This is a genomic window from Alsobacter sp. R-9, from assembly GCF_054612375.1.
Map to the genome: position 1 here is coordinate 156,169 of NZ_JBTSWJ010000008.1, position 13,711 is coordinate 169,879.

General features: G+C 71.2%; 12 protein-coding genes. 1 reads left to right on the plus strand and 11 read right to left on the minus strand.

Annotated elements, in window-relative coordinates:
• Window positions 1-17: 17 nt before the first annotated feature.
• The 9 genes from fdh3B to ACX9GQ_RS14580 all read right to left on the minus strand — a co-directional run bounded on the left by fdh3B (window position 18) and on the right by ACX9GQ_RS14580 (window position 8,278).
• The gene (gene fdh3B / locus ACX9GQ_RS14540; protein ID WP_459630272.1) at window positions 18-614 is read right to left on the minus strand and encodes a formate dehydrogenase FDH3 subunit beta; all 597 of its coding nucleotides are present in this window, start codon (window positions 612-614) and stop codon (window positions 18-20) included.
• Between the two features lie 15 nt (window positions 615-629).
• Window positions 630-3,575, minus strand: coding sequence for a formate dehydrogenase subunit alpha (locus ACX9GQ_RS14545; protein WP_459630273.1), 2,946 nt, complete (start codon window positions 3,573-3,575; stop codon window positions 630-632).
• Between the two features lie 12 nt (window positions 3,576-3,587).
• Window positions 3,588-3,797 (minus strand): formate dehydrogenase, encoded by a 210-nt coding sequence (locus ACX9GQ_RS14550; protein WP_459630274.1) that lies wholly within the window; start codon window positions 3,795-3,797, stop codon window positions 3,588-3,590.
• A 31-nt stretch (window positions 3,798-3,828) separates the two neighbouring features.
• Complete coding sequence (locus tag ACX9GQ_RS14555) at window positions 3,829-4,620, minus strand: Cro/CI family transcriptional regulator (RefSeq protein ID WP_459630275.1); 792 nt, start codon at window positions 4,618-4,620, stop codon at window positions 3,829-3,831.
• Window positions 4,621-4,723: 103 nt separating this feature from the next.
• A complete protein-coding gene (locus tag ACX9GQ_RS14560; protein ID WP_459630276.1) occupies window positions 4,724-5,431 on the minus strand; it encodes a DUF3306 domain-containing protein in 708 nt (235 codons plus the stop codon).
• Window positions 5,428-5,943, minus strand: a complete 516-nt coding sequence (locus ACX9GQ_RS14565) for a DUF3305 domain-containing protein (RefSeq protein WP_459630277.1) — start codon at window positions 5,941-5,943, stop codon at window positions 5,428-5,430. Before ACX9GQ_RS14565 ends, ACX9GQ_RS14560 begins: the two co-directional genes overlap by 4 nt.
• Before the next feature lie 12 nt (window positions 5,944-5,955).
• Window positions 5,956-6,960 carry a DUF6352 family protein gene (locus ACX9GQ_RS14570; protein WP_459630278.1) on the minus strand — a complete coding sequence of 335 codons (1,005 nt, stop codon included), beginning with the start codon at window positions 6,958-6,960 and terminating at the stop codon, window positions 5,956-5,958.
• 8 nt (window positions 6,961-6,968) lie between these two features.
• Complete coding sequence (locus tag ACX9GQ_RS14575) at window positions 6,969-7,529, minus strand: DUF6505 family protein (protein WP_459630279.1); 561 nt, start codon at window positions 7,527-7,529, stop codon at window positions 6,969-6,971.
• Window positions 7,526-8,278, minus strand: a complete 753-nt coding sequence (locus tag ACX9GQ_RS14580; RefSeq protein WP_459630280.1) for a biotin/lipoate--protein ligase family protein — start codon at window positions 8,276-8,278, stop codon at window positions 7,526-7,528. Before ACX9GQ_RS14580 ends, ACX9GQ_RS14575 begins: the two co-directional genes overlap by 4 nt.
• 137 nt (window positions 8,279-8,415) lie before the next feature.
• Here ACX9GQ_RS14580 and ACX9GQ_RS14585 point away from each other — a divergent pair, with 137 nt between their 5' ends.
• Window positions 8,416-10,449: a 4Fe-4S binding protein gene (locus tag ACX9GQ_RS14585; RefSeq protein WP_459630281.1), complete on the plus strand. Its 2,034-nt coding sequence runs from the start codon at window positions 8,416-8,418 to the stop codon at window positions 10,447-10,449.
• Between the two features lie 18 nt (window positions 10,450-10,467).
• On the opposite strand, the gene ACX9GQ_RS14590 is transcribed toward ACX9GQ_RS14585, so the two are convergent.
• Both ACX9GQ_RS14590 and ACX9GQ_RS14595 read right to left on the minus strand, forming a co-directional pair.
• Complete coding sequence (locus ACX9GQ_RS14590) at window positions 10,468-11,754, minus strand: c-type cytochrome (protein WP_459630282.1); 1,287 nt, start codon at window positions 11,752-11,754, stop codon at window positions 10,468-10,470.
• 3 nt (window positions 11,755-11,757) lie between these two features.
• Window positions 11,758-13,710, minus strand: a complete 1,953-nt coding sequence (locus ACX9GQ_RS14595) for a molybdopterin biosynthesis protein (protein ID WP_459630283.1) — start codon at window positions 13,708-13,710, stop codon at window positions 11,758-11,760.
• Window position 13,711 lies beyond the last annotated feature (1 nt).

Sequence of the window (13,711 nt, forward strand, 5' to 3'; positions counted from 1 at the left end):
CGTCGACGCGGGCGGCGTCAGATCGCCACCGTCTCCTTGTAGGCCGTCTTCCAGCCCCAGGCGCCGGAGCCGTAGCCGCGCTTCACGACACGCTCCTTGTAGATCTGCGCGATGATGTCGCCATCTCCGGCGAGCAGGGCCTTCGTCGAGCACATCTCGGCGCACAGCGGCAGCTTGCCCTCGGCGAGGCGATTGGCGCCGTACTTGACGTACTCCGCCATCGTGTCCCCGCCGTCCGGCCCGCCGGCGCAGTAGGTGCACTTGTCCATCTTCCCGCGGGAGCCGAAGTTGCCGACCTTCGGGTACTGCGGCGCGCCGAAGGGGCACGCGTAGAAGCAGTAGCCGCAGCCGATGCACAGGTCCTTGTTGTGCAGGACGATGCCGTCGGCCGTGGTCAGGAAGCAGTCCACCGGGCAGACGGCCTGGCACGGCGCATCCGTGCAGTGCATGCACGCCATGGAGATGGAGCGCTCGCCAGGCTTGCCGTCGTTGATGGTGACGACGCGGCGCCGGTTGATGCCCCACGGCACCTCGTGCTCGTTCTTGCAGGCCGTGACGCAGGCGTTGCACTCGATGCAGCGGTCGGCGTCGCAGAGAAACTTCATGCGAGGCATTGGTTCGTCTCCCCCTTACGCCGCGCTGATCTGGCAGAGCGTGACCTTGGTCTCCTGCATGCCCGTCACCGGGTCATAGCCGTAGGTGGTCACGGTGTTCACGGATTCGCCGAGCACGATCGGATCGGCGCCCTTCGGATACTTGCTGCGCTGGTCCACGCCCTGGAACCAGCCGGCGAAGTGGAACGGCATGAACGCCACGCCCTTCGCCACACGCTCGGTCACCAGCGCCTTGACCCGCGCCTTGGAGCCGTACTGCGGGCCGGTGACCCACACCCAGCCGCCGTCGCTGATGCCGCGGGCCTGCGCGTCGGACGGATTGATCTCGACGAACATGTCCTGCTGAAGCTCGGCCAGCCACCGGTTGGAGCGGGTCTCCTCGCCGCCGCCCTCGTATTCGACGAGGCGACCGGAGGTGAGGATGATCGGGAACTCCTTGGCGACGTTCTTCTCGACCGCCGTCTTCTGCACGGTGGCGCCGATGTTCGGCATGCGCAGCTGGCGGCCATCCGGCAGCGCCGGATACTTCGCCACGAGGTCCGGACGGGCCGTGTAGACCGGCTCGCGGTGGATCGGGATCGGGTCGGGCAGGTTCCACGCCACGGCGCGGGCCTTGCCGTTGCCGAACGGGATGCACCCGTGCTCCAGCGCCACGCGCTGGATGCCGCCCGAGAGGTCGATCGCCCAGCTCACGCCGTCGGGGTTGTTGCCGCCGATGCGGTTGATCGTGGCGAGTTCCGCCTCGGTCAGGTCCTTGTCCCACCCGAGCTTCTTCAGGATGCCGAAGGTGAACTCCGGATAGCCGTCCTTCAGCTCCGAGCCCACCGAGTAAGAGCCCTCGGAGAGCAACGTCGCGCCCTGGTACTCCGTGCCGAAGCGGGCGCGGAACGTGCCGCCGCCGTCCTTCACGTGCAGGTTGGTGTTGTAGAGGATGTGCGTGCCCGGGTGCTTGAACTCCGGCGTGCCCCAGCACGGCCACGGCAACCCGTAGTAGTCACCCTTGTTCGGGCCATCCTTGGCGCGCAGCGACACGAGGTCGAAGTCGCCCTGGTTGGCCATGTGGGCCTTCAGGCGCTCGGGCGACTGGCCGGTGTAGCCGGTGGACCACCCGCCGCGGTTGATCTCCCGCAGGATGGACTCGGCCTCCGGCTCGTCGCCGAACTTGCCCTTCACCATCTTGAAGTTCTTGTTCAGCTCGGCGCCGAAGCCGAGCTTGGTGGCCAGCTTCGAGATGGCCCAGTAGTCGTTCGCCGACTCGAAGATCGGGTCGACCACTTTCTCGCCCCACTGGATCGAGCGGTTGGACGCCGTGCGCGAGCCCGAGCACTCGAACTGCGTGCAGATCGGGAGCAGGTAGGTGCCGTTCTTGCGCTCGGAGAGCGCGGCGAACGTGGTCGGATGCGGATCGGCAACGACGAGAAGTTCAAGCTTCTCGAGGCCCTTCGCCACCTCCGGCATCCGCGTCACGGTGTTGCCGCCGTGGCCGAAAACCACCATGCCCTTGATGTTGTCGCGCTGGTCGACCTGGTCGGCCGGCATCAGCGCGGCGTCGAACCAACGCGTAGTGGTGATGCCGGGGGTCTCCATGTTCTGCTTGCGGTTGCGCGCGGGGCGGCCGGCCTTGGCCGGAACCTCGTCGAAGCGCGACTGCAGCCAGTCGTAGGAGACGTCCCACACGCGGGCCCAGTGCCGCCACGCGCCCTCGACCAGGCCGTAGTAGCAGGGGAGGTTGCTGACATCGAGGCCCATGTCCGTGGCGCCCTGCACGTTGCAGTGGCCGCGGAAGATGTTGGCGCCCGTGCCCTCGGCGCCGACGTTGCCGGTCGCCAGCAGCAGCGTGCAGTAGGCGCGCACGTTGGCCGTGCCCACCGTCTTCTGCGTCGCGCCCATGCACCAGATCAGGGTGGACGGCTTCTCCTTGGCGAACTTCTCCGCGACGCGCTTCAGCTGCTCGCCGGGAACGCCGGTGACGCGCTCCACCTCGTCAGGCGTCCACTTGTCCACCTCCTTGCGGAGCTGGTCCATGCCGTAGACGCGCTGCTTGATGAACTCCTTGTCCTCCCAGCCGTTCTGGAAGATGTGCCACATGATCCCGTAGATCACCGGGATGTCCGTGCCGGGACGGATGCGGACGTATTCCGTGGCGTGGGCGGCCGTGCGGGTGAAGCGCGGGTCGATGACGATCATGTTGGCGCGGTTGAGCTCCTTGCCCTCCAGCACGTGCTGGAGCGACACGGGGTGCGCCTCCGCAGGGTTTCCGCCCATGATGATCATGGTCTTCGACTTGCGGATGTCGTTGTAGCTGTTCGTCATCGCGCCGTAGCCCCACGTGTTGGCGACGCCGGCGACGGTCGTGGAGTGGCAGATGCGGGCCTGGTGGTCGACCGAGTTGGTGCCCCACATGGCCGCGAACTTGCGGTAGAGGTAGGCGCCCTCGTTCGACATCTTCGCCGAGCCGAGGAGGAACACGCTGTCGGCGCCCGACTGCTCGCGCAGCTGGAGCATCTTGTCGCCGATCTCGTTGATGGCGACGTCCCAGGTGATCCGCTGCCACTCGCCGTTGACGAGCTTCATCGGGTACTTCAGGCGGCGGTCGCCGTGCACCAGCTCACGCACGGAAGCGCCCTTGGCGCAGTGCGAGCCGCGGTTGATCGGGCTGTCCCAGGCCGGCTCCTGGCCGACCCAGACGCCGTTCTGCACCTCGGCGACGACGGTGCAGCCGACCGAGCAGTGCGTGCAGATGTTCTTGACGCGGGTGACCGGCACGCCGGGCTGCATGGGACCGGCCTCGGCCTTGCGGACCGAGCCGAGCGAGATCGAGCCGACCGCGGCGAGGCCGCCGGCCATGAGGCCCGACCGCTTCAGGAACGAGCGGCGGTCCACGATCCCCGACGACAGGCCTGCCGCGAGGCCCTGGAGCTTGCTGCGGCTCGCTTCGCCGCTCTTGCGCTTGATGAGCACGGGCGCCCCTCCTCAGTAACGGTTCGTCCGGTAGAAGGCCTTGGTGTGCTCGCTCTCCTTGTAGCGGGCACGGCGCGGGTCGGGCTTGCCGCCCTGCTGCTGGGCCTGGGCCTCGTCGGCCAGCGGCCCGGCCACCACGGCCACGGCCATCGTCGAGGCGCCACCGGCGGCCATCAGGAACCGCCTGCGGTGGATCGCCTTCGTGTCGGACTGGTCTGTCATGTGTCTGTCCCCCGACCCGTCAGTTTGCTTGTCAGTCGTCGAGATCGAAGGCGGCCGCCTCGATCTCCATGAAGGTGCGGCCCACCGCGCCGACGCAGCTGTAGAAGGGCGCGTCCTTCGTCGACTCGAGATCGGCGAAGAAGCGGGCGGCCCAGGGCTGCAGGTGGCGGCGGAAGAAGCGCTTCTGGGCGTCGTAGTCCGCCTCGAAGCGGCCGTCGGCGAGGCCGGCCATGGTCTCGCAGAGGATGGCGACATGGTCCTCGGGCTCGCGCATCGTCTCGGCGCGGGCGATGCCGAGCCGCGCCAGATCCTCGCGCACGTTGGCCAGCGGCCGCTCGTGAACGAAGCCCGTGAGGTAGTAGGAGGCGTAAGGCAGCAGTTCGCCACGCCCGACGCCGATGAAGATCCGGAAGAACTCGCGGCCCGCTTGCCGGGGCTCGGCCCGGGAAGCCGCCTCGGCGAGCGCGATATGCGCGATGCCGAGCGGAGAGACGTCGCCGGTCAGGCCCGCGACCGCCGCGAGCGTGTCGGCAGACGGTTCGCGTCCGAGAAGCGCGGCGAGCAGGGCGTACTCGCCGGCCCGCGCCGCGTCGACGTCGTCGACTGCGGGCTCGCGCACCGGCTCGATGGCATCAGGAAGCGGATAGAGATCGGGGCGAAGCGTCGTGCGATCGATCCCCGTCAAAGCCTCCACGGCGATGACGCGCTCGGCGGGCACACGCTGCCAAGCGGACACGGCCGGCTGTGAGATTCCGAGGCCCTTGGCCAGCGTCCCCACCCCGCCTGCTGCACGGATCGCGGCATCAAGCCCTGCGTCGCGCACCTGTCTCTCCCACACCGCCACGCGCCATTCGGTTCGGCGTCATTGCGGAAACCGCAAACTCGACACGGTTTCGACCATAACCAGAGCTTATCTGCAAGCGTTTTCAGTGCGGCAACGCGCCGCCGTGCCGCTTTGCCGGCCGCTGGGGGGCCTTTTGCTCGCCCTGGTTGAGGATCGCCGTCCTCACCGTGCCCGACGAGGCCGCGACTCCGGTCGCCTGCACAAAAGGCAGCGCCTCAGGCGAGGTGGTCGCGATGGGCGCGTCTCCCTCCGGAGCGGGTCCGCCGCTCGCGCCAGCCTGCGACGTCTCGTCGCACCCCGATGAACCCGGCCCGGCATCGGCCTGCGGCTCTTCCGTCCCGGATTCGGCCTCGTCGGGCGTCGGACGGGCAAATCCGTCAATGACCTGCCCCAGCATCCGCGCCACGTCGTCGGCCGAGCCCAGGGCGCCCCAGCCCGGCGCGCCGCCCGGCGTGTTCCAGTCGTAGGCGTAGTCCACGGCCGGCGAGATGAAGTCGCGGATCGAGGGATCCACCGACCAAAGCCGTCGCAGGGCCGCCTGCCGAAGCGATTCCGGTACGGCCGGATGCATGAAGGCCGAGACGTCGGAGCCCGCCGCGATGGTCTCGATCGCGGGCAGCTCCGGCATCTCCGGAAGGACGGGCGGAGCCGTGGAGACACCCTCCTGAGCCCGGGCCGTGTCCGCCGTGCCCTCCTCCGTCGACGGCGACCCGGGTTCACGCTCCGGCTGCGTGACCTGCCGCTTCAGGCGTGACCAGCGGCCGAGGAAGCCCTCGCCCTCCCCGCTCATGACTCCTCCTGGTCGCAGACACGGGCGCCGGCCTGCGGCGGACGGCGGAAGCCCTTGCGCGGATCCACCTTGTCGCGCTTGCGCTTGTAGAAGGGGCGCTCGACGTGATGCTCGGCCACGAAGGCTTCCAGCTGCTCGCGCACGATCTCGGGCATGGGCACCGCATCGATGCGATCCTCGAATCCCTCCGTCAGGCCCTCCGCCTCGTAGGGATCGACCGTGGCCACGGCGACGTCGCACCCATCCATCGTCGGTTTCAGCGCCACCCAGACGGAGGGCGCGCCGGAGAGGAGGTTGTCCCGGTAGTGCTCCGTCTCGCCTGAGTGGAAGACCAGCCCGGCGGGTCCCCCGTAGAACGTCTCGCCCACAGCCGTCCGCCCGAGCGGGGTGCCCGGCGCGACCGGCGGCGCGGCCGGCAGCACGCCGGCGACGCGCCAGACGGTGCCGCCCCATGGGCCGGTCTGTTCCTGCCGGGCGATGATCACGCCGACTTCCACATGGATCTGGGGCATGTCGTCCTCCCCTCAGCTTCCGGCTGACACCAGCGGCAGGCCGGCGATCAGGTTCTGCGGCTTCACCCGCAGCTGTCGGTCAGCCGTCATCGCCATGATGCAATAGATCGGCCGGCCCTTCACCTCGGGGCGCACCGGCGCACCGGCCTCGAGCGTCAGGCGGAAGAGGGCGAGGATGCGTCCCTCTTCGTCAGCCGTCAGCCGTCCGCCGCGCCACAGCAGGTTGCCCAGTCGCGTGCCCTCGGCGTCGAGGCCGATGAACCAGCGCCAGTCGTCGTCGCTCAGCCGCTCCAGCGGCTCGACCGTTGCGCCGATGCCGGTGAGGTGCCGGATCCACGTGCCGATCACCGTCGCGAGCGCCTCCCGCGAGTGGCGGTCGCCACCGAGGTTGAGCACCATGGTGAAGGCGTCGGACCGGCTCCAGTAGCTCCAGGCGCTTTCGGCCGTCAGCACGTCGAGCTCGCGGATCGGCGAATGCCCCATCATCGCCAGCAGCGGAGAGGCGTGAGGATCCACCTCCTGCGCCTCGATGAGCTCGGCGTCGGCGAGCATCGCGGCCCCATCGGTGATGCTGACCTTCTGCGGGCGGAAGAACAGCTCCGCAGCCCGCAGGACGTAGGGGTCGTCGCATCCGTCGAGCGCGTTGCGCAGGATGAGATGCACGAGCTGGTTGATGAACAGCGGCGGGACACCCTTGGCCCCGTCTGCCACCAACCCGCGGTAGGCGGCCTCGAGGCTCGGCGACGAGACCAGCCTGTCGCGGAAGGAGAGGAGCACTTCCCAGTTCTCGCGCGCATCGGCATCGGCAAGCGCCTCGATGTCAGCGGCGCTGACCGCGCGACGCGGCTCGGCCATCAGGCCGGCGTGCAGCGCCCGCTCGGCGTCGCAGGCCTCGTCGGGTGGCAGGACCTCGGGCCGCGCGAGATAGGCGAGAATCAGCTCGTCGGTCGCGACCAGGCCCCCCGCCGCATTGCGGCGGGTCAGGTGATGCCCGCTCGACACCCAGAACTCGGTCATGCTTCCCCTCAGCGCGGCGCGCCGCCCTTCCCTGCGAGCGACGTCAGGTCCACCGTCTCGGCAGGCCCTTCGTCGTCGAACTCCTCGATGGTGAACGCCCGGGCGTGGGCATGCAGCCTGTCCGTGCCGGGTAGTGCCGGACGCTCGTGGAACGTGCGGAACCGCTCGACGAGCCCGTCCGCCTCCACCGAGCGGTGCACCGCCAGGATCGTGTTGACCGGGTGGTCGCAGAGGGAGGCCGCGAAGTCGACCTCCTCCGCTGCCGCAGCCCGTGCGGTCCCGAGGTCCGGCGCCCCGAGCCGGGTCACGAAATGACCGGCCAGGCGGGCGATGGCCTCCTCACGGTCGGCAGCGGAGGCTTCCGTCACCACGACCAGTGTCGAGAAGCCGAAGCTGCTGACGCCGAGGAAGCCGCTGCGCAGGGCCGTCCGCTGCTTGCCGTCGAGCGAGTCCGGGTCGACGTCGGCATGCAGGAAGGCGCCCGACACCGCCCATTCGCCGGGCTCGGCAGCCCGCTCGAAGACGAACCTGTCGGACGGATCGAGACGGATGGTGCGCGGCAGCTTCACAGGCGCGGCTCCCGGCGGTCGGCGTCGTACCACTCGGAGCCGTCCACGAGGGACCGGAGCGGCACGCGCTGCGTATCCTCGCAGCGGCGCAGGAGAAGGTCCCCGTTGACGTCGATCCCGCGCCGCACGCCCGGCTCGGCGCCCTGCAGCCGCTCGAGGTAGGTGCGGGCGACGTGGCGGAAGCCCCGCTCGCTCCACGTGTGGAAGCCCGCCATGAGGTGCCGGGCGAAGCTCTCCACCATCCGCGGCGTCTCGACGTCCGCGAAGCCCTCCTCGAACAGCGAGGTCGTCTCGGGCGTCCGGCCGGGCGCCGTCGGGTCGAGCGAGTCGGCGATAAGCATGCCGCCGAACACGAGCCAGTCCGGCACGTCCCCATCGCCCGCTCCCGGGGCGACGGCGAGCCGTCCGCCGCCGATTCGCGCGCGGTTGAACCGCAAGGTCACGGGCCAGCCGATCTCGACCTCCTTTTCGGGGGGGCAGTGCGCGGCGAGCGTGTCGGCGAGCGCGTTCATCCCCACGAAGGCCGCGCACAATGCGCCGGGAAGCGCCTCCTCCGGCTCAAGCACGACGGCCACCTCGACGATGTCGTAGCGCCGGACCCAAACCAGCGTGCCTGCCCCAGCATCGGGCGCAATCGCGCAGGCGTGTGCGAAGGCGTCGCCCACCTCGCGCAGCGTCACGAGCGTGAACAGCGGCGGCAGGAGAAGGGCGTCGGGATCGGCGGCGAGCGGCGTATTCGGCATGGTCATCGGCAAACTCGGGCCGGAATTACGCCCCAAAGGGGGTCGAACCCGGTTCGGGAGCTATATATATGGTCCCGCCGAAAGGGCGAGAGCCGGCAGAAACATCGCCACCCGGCCCGCGAGACCGCCTGAGGGGAAAGACCATGGCCGACACCGCACGCACCGTCGTGGTGTGTTCCTGCGACGACACGATGCCCCTCGACGGCCAGGCGCTCGCCCGGGGATGCGGCGGCAAGGTCCGCACCGCGACGCAGCTGTGCCGCCGTGAACTGGACGTCGCGCGGATGCTCATGGAGGCCGGGGGACCTCTGACCATCGCCTGCACGCAGGAGGAGCCGCTCTTCCGCGAGACGGCCGCGGAGGTCGCCCCCGGGGCGGAGATCGTCTTCGCCAACGTCCGCGAGTTGGCCGGCTGGTCGGACGAGGCGGACCGGGCCGGACCGAAGATGGCTGCCCTCCTCGCCGCCGCAGCGGAGCCGATGCCGGCGACACCGCTGGTGACGCTTGAGAGCCAGGGGGTCACCCTCGTCCTGGGGCGCGACCAGACAGCGATCGACGCCGCCGCCCGGCTTGCCGACCGCCTCGACCTCACGGTCGTCCTCACCCGCCCCGAGGACGCCGTGCCGCCGCGGGTCACCGACTTCCCCGTGCTGCGAGGGCGCGTGCGCAACGCCGGCGGGTGCCTCGGCGCCTTCGAGGTGACGCTGGACGGCGTCGCCCAGCCGCTGCCCTCGTCCCGAGGGGCTTGGCGGTTCGGACCGGCGCGCGACGGCGCCGTCTCGCGCTGCGACGTCATCATCGACCTGACCGGCGGCACGCCGCTGTTCCCGGCCCACGAACTTCGCCCGGGCTACCTTCGGGCCGATCCCAACGACCGCGCGGCCGTCGAGCGCGCGGTGTTCGACGCGGCGAACCTCGTCGGCACCTTCGACAAGCCGCGCTACATCACCTTCACCGAGAGCCTGTGCGCCCATTCGCGTTCGCGCATCACCGGCTGCACCCGCTGCCTCGACCTCTGCCCGACCGGCGCCATCACGCCCGCAGGCGACCATGTTGCGATCGACCCCAACATCTGCGCCGGCTGCGGGGCCTGCGCGGCCGCCTGCCCCACCGGCGCCGCCGCCTATGCCCTGCCCCCGGTCGACGCCGGGCTGCGTCGCCTTCGCACGCTGCTGACAAGCTATCGCGAGGCCGGCGGGCGCTCGCCTGTCGTTCTTCTGCACGACGGCGACCACGGCGCGCCTCTCCTCGACGCGCTCGCCCGCTTCGGTCGCGGCCTGCCCGCCGACGTGCTGCCGCTGCAGGTCAACGAGACCAGCCAGGTCGGACCCGAGTGGATCGCCGCCGCCTTCGCCTACGGCGCCTCCGGCCTGCGTCTCCTCGGCCGGGCGAAGCCGAAGCACGACACGGCAGGGATCGTCGCCACGCTCGATCTGTCGTCGCGCCTGCTCGGCGCCCTGGGCTGGGGCGACGGCGCCATCGGCCTCATCGAGACCGACGATCCCGATGCGCTGCGGGCGGCGCTCGACGCGACGCCGCGCGGCGTCGCGAGCGCGCGCCCCTCGGGCTTCATGCCGCTCGACGAGAAGCGCCGGCTCCTCCAGCTGTCGTTCAAGGCGCTGCACGAGGCTGCTCCGGCGCCCGTCGACGTCGTGCCGCTGCCAAAGGGAGCACCCTTCGGTACGGTGAAGCTTGACACGCAGGCCTGCACGCTGTGCCTCTCCTGCGTCTCGGCCTGCCCCGCCGGCGCGCTGTCGGACAATCCCGAGCGCCCGATGCTGCGCTTCACGGAGAGCCTTTGCGTCCAGTGCGGCCTGTGCGAGGCGACCTGCCCGGAGGACGCGATCTCCATCGCCGCGCAGGTCGATTTCGCGGCGTGGAACGAGCCGAAGCGGATCCTCAAGGAGGAGGAGCCCTTCCACTGCATCACCTGCGCCAAGCCCTTCGGAACCAAGAGCACGATCGAGAAGATCAAGGCGAAGCTGGAGGAGAAGCACTGGATGTTCTCCGGCACCAACCGCAGCCGCGTCGAGGTGCTGATGATGTGCGACGACTGCCGCGTCAGCCGCGTGGTGACCGAGGGCTTCGACCCCCACGCCGCACCCGAACGTCCTCGCGTGCGCACCGCAGAGGACTACCTGCGCGAGCGCGAACAGGGGAAGGACGACCTCGGCTGATCGTCCCCGCGGACGCTGTCAGGGCCGCGTGACGCGCTCGAGGAAGCGCACCAGCGCCTCCCGGTCCTCGGCGCTGCCCACCGTCTGCTCGGGCATCTTGGTGCCCGGCGTGTAGGTGGCGGGCCCCACCTCGAAGAGCTTCGCAACCGTCTCGGGCGTCCACACGATGTCGAGCGCGCGCAGCGCCGGCGAATAGTTGTAGCCGGGCACGCTGGCGATGCGCCGGCCCATGAGCCCGTGCAGCGAAGGGCCGGCGCGCTCGCCGTCCTCGGGGCGCAGGGCGTGGCAGGCGACGCAGGCGCGGAACACCTGCGCTCCCCGGTCATCGCCAAAGGCCTCCAGCCCGTTGCCGGGGGCGGCCACGACGAAGGCGCCCACCGGTTCGCCGTTCCGCGCGTTCCACTGCCGGACGAGGCGGTCCCCGCCGCCGGTGACCAGCCGCTCCCCGTCGGGGTGGAACACCACCGACCAGACCGGCAGCCCAGGCCCGACGAGCGTGGCCAGCGGCTTGCCCGTGCGTGCATCGGCGACGACGACCGCGCCACGCGCGCCCGCTGCCGCGACGCGGTCCCCGCCGGGTGATGCCGCGAGGCTGACGATCGGCGCGCCGATCGGCTCGCCCTCGGCCGCGACGACACCGTCGGGCCGCACGAGCCGGACCTGCCCGTCCGCGCCGCCGACCGCGACGACAGATCCGGCCACCGCAACCGCGTTGAGCGGCGTCGGCAGCGTCACGGTCCGCAGCGCCTCGCCGCCCCTGCCCCAGGCCCGCAGCGTCGCGTCGTAGCCGGCGGTGTAGAGCGTGCGCCCATCGGGCGCGAAGGCGACGCCGTTGACGTTGCCCTGGTGGCCCCGAAGCACAACCGGCTCGCCCTCGCCGAGCGGCGTGATGCGGGCCGTCCCGTCCCACGAGGCCGTGGCGATGGCCGTTCCGTCAGGCGCCACGGCGATGCCGGCGATGGGGCCCTCATGCACCGTCAGGACGCGCTCCGGCTCAGGGCGGCCAAGCCGCCACAGCGCCACACGGCCGTCCTCCCCGGCCGTGGCGAAGCGGCCATCCGGCAGGGTCGCGACGGCGTTGACCGCACCGTCGTGAACCCGCAGCACCGACAGGGCGCGTCCTTGCCCGATGGCCCAGACGATGGCGGTGCTGTCGAACCCGCCGCTGATGGCGAGCGCCCCGTCCGCCGTCACGGCCACCCCGCGAACCGGCCCGCCGTGCCCTCTGAGCTGGGCAGAGGCGGAGCCCGCCCATGCAAGCGCAAGTGCAGCCACGAGCCCGGCAAGCAACGACGTCAGGCGCATGCGTCAGTCCTTGGCGCGGGCGAAGCCGAGGGCGGACAGTGCCGCCAGCACCGACGGCGCGTCGAGGGCCGCGAGGAAGGCGCGGACGCCAGGCTGGTCACGGCGCGCGGCGGCAACGGCGAAGTCGTAGTGCTCTTCGGAGAGCGGCAGGAATCCGAGGCCGTAGTCCCGCGCCACGGGCTCGATGGCGAGGCCCCAGTCCGCACGTCCCTGTGCGATCGCGGCTGCGGCGGCGTTGTGGGACCGGGGCTGGTTCCAGTAGCCCGGCGGCCGGGCACCGGCCAGCAGTCCGTCGAGCAGGATCCGGGTCCCGGCCCCCTGGTTGCGCCCGACGAGGATGCAGGCGGGATCGGCAAGAGCCCTCGCCGCCGCCTCCTGTGCGGTCGCGCCCTCGAAGCGGGCATCGCCGGGCCGGAAGAGCACGCCCTGCATGCGCCGCCAGCCGGGCACCAGGTCCAGTCCCGCCGCCAGGAATGGACGGTTGTAGACGCCGGTCGCCGCATCGAGGAGATGCACGCCGGCGAGGTCGCACTCGCCGCGCGCCACGGCGCCGAGGCCGCCGAGGCTGCCGACGGACACGCTGCGCGCGCTGATCCCCTGCCCCGCCAGGATGTCGAGCACGGCGTCGAGCCCAACGCAGTGGCTGCCGATGATGGTCAGGTCGGGCAGCGCCTGGCGCCCGATGAGGGTGACTGACACTCCCGCGCCGGCCGGAACGTGGTCGGCGAGCGCGTCGACGGCGAAGAACCCGTCCGCCTGCGAGAAAGAGGTGACGGCGCCCGACCCCTTGCTCGTCGGGAAGGCGACGAGCCCGTCCGGCCCGCGCGTCAGCGCCGCCATGACGAACTCCGTGCGCCCGAGATCGGACGGCACGCGCACCGGCACGGTGGCATCCACGTGGTCCTCCACGCGCGGCGGCAGGCCGGCCATCCGGCGCAGCACCGGAACGACAAAGTCGTGGAACGTGAACATCGCCGAGGTCGGGAAACCGGGCAGCACCACGACCGGCTTGCCGTCGGCGACCACGAGGCAGAGCGGCTTGCCGGGCTTGAGCGCCACGCCGTGGGCAACGATGCCCGGCCGGCCGAGCCGCGCCACGACCCGGTACGTCAGGTCGCCGGCGCTCTTCGAGGTTCCGCCGGAGAGGATCACCATGTCGCAGGTGCGGTGCGCCTCGGCGAGGGCGGCGGTCAGCGCCGCCTCGTCGTCGCCCGTCACGCCGAAGGACACGGGCTCCCCCCCGTTCTCCGCCACGGCTGCGGCGACGATGGGGCCGTTGGAATCGTAGATCTGGGCCGGGCCGAGCGGCTTGCCCGGGGCCACGAGCTCATCACCGGTGGACAGCACGGCCACCCGGGGCTTCCGGCAGACCGCCAGTTCGGCGACACCCGCGGCCGCCAGCATGCCGACCTCGCGGGAGGTGATGACGATGCCCCGCCGCAGCAGCACCTCCCCGCGGGCGAGGTCCCCGCCCGCGAAGCCGATCCCCTGACCCGGCGCGGCCGGACGCTTCACGAGCACGGTGCCGTTCGGTCCCGGGGTCGTGTGCTCCACCATGACGACCGCGTCGGCGCCGCGCGGGATCGGGCCGCCGGTCGCGATGACGGTGGCGCCGTGCTCCGGGACCGCCAGTCGCGGGGCCGTGCCGCAGGCGATCGTCTCCCCCGTCAGGGCAAGCGCGACCGGTTCCGCCTCGCCGGCTCCGGCCGTGTCGGCGGCGCGGACAGCGAAGCCGTCGACCAGGGACCGGTCGAAGGGCGGCACATCCATGGGCGAAGAGATCCGCCAGGCGACCACGCGGCCCAGCGCGGCGGCGAGCGGAACCGTCTCCACGCCCGGAGCCGGCTCGGGCAGCGCGGCATCCCAGCGGGCCTTCGCCTCGTCCCGGGACAGCACGGTGAGAAACTGGTCCTGATCCGGGGCGACCGCGGCGCGCGGCGGAGGCATGGCATTCATC

Excerpts from the sequence above, each read along its gene's own strand:
- fdh3B (WP_459630272.1), bottom strand. The coding sequence starts at position 614 with ATGCCTCGCATGAAGTTTCTCTGCGACGCCGACCGCTGCATCGAGTGC.
- ACX9GQ_RS14570 (WP_459630278.1), bottom strand. The coding sequence starts at position 6,960 with ATGACCGAGTTCTGGGTGTCGAGCGGGCATCACCTGACCCGCCGCAAT.
- ACX9GQ_RS14580 (WP_459630280.1), bottom strand. The coding sequence starts at position 8,278 with ATGACCATGCCGAATACGCCGCTCGCCGCCGATCCCGACGCCCTTCTC.
- ACX9GQ_RS14595 (WP_459630283.1), bottom strand. The coding sequence starts at position 13,710 with ATGAATGCCATGCCTCCGCCGCGCGCCGCGGTCGCCCCGGATCAGGAC.
- ACX9GQ_RS14565 (WP_459630277.1), bottom strand. The coding sequence starts at position 5,943 with ATGCCCCAGATCCATGTGGAAGTCGGCGTGATCATCGCCCGGCAGGAA.
- ACX9GQ_RS14590 (WP_459630282.1), bottom strand. The coding sequence starts at position 11,754 with ATGCGCCTGACGTCGTTGCTTGCCGGGCTCGTGGCTGCACTTGCGCTT.
- ACX9GQ_RS14560 (WP_459630276.1), bottom strand. The coding sequence starts at position 5,431 with ATGAGCGGGGAGGGCGAGGGCTTCCTCGGCCGCTGGTCACGCCTGAAG.
- ACX9GQ_RS14550 (WP_459630274.1), bottom strand. The coding sequence starts at position 3,797 with ATGACAGACCAGTCCGACACGAAGGCGATCCACCGCAGGCGGTTCCTG.
- ACX9GQ_RS14585 (WP_459630281.1), top strand. The coding sequence starts at position 8,416 with ATGGCCGACACCGCACGCACCGTCGTGGTGTGTTCCTGCGACGACACG.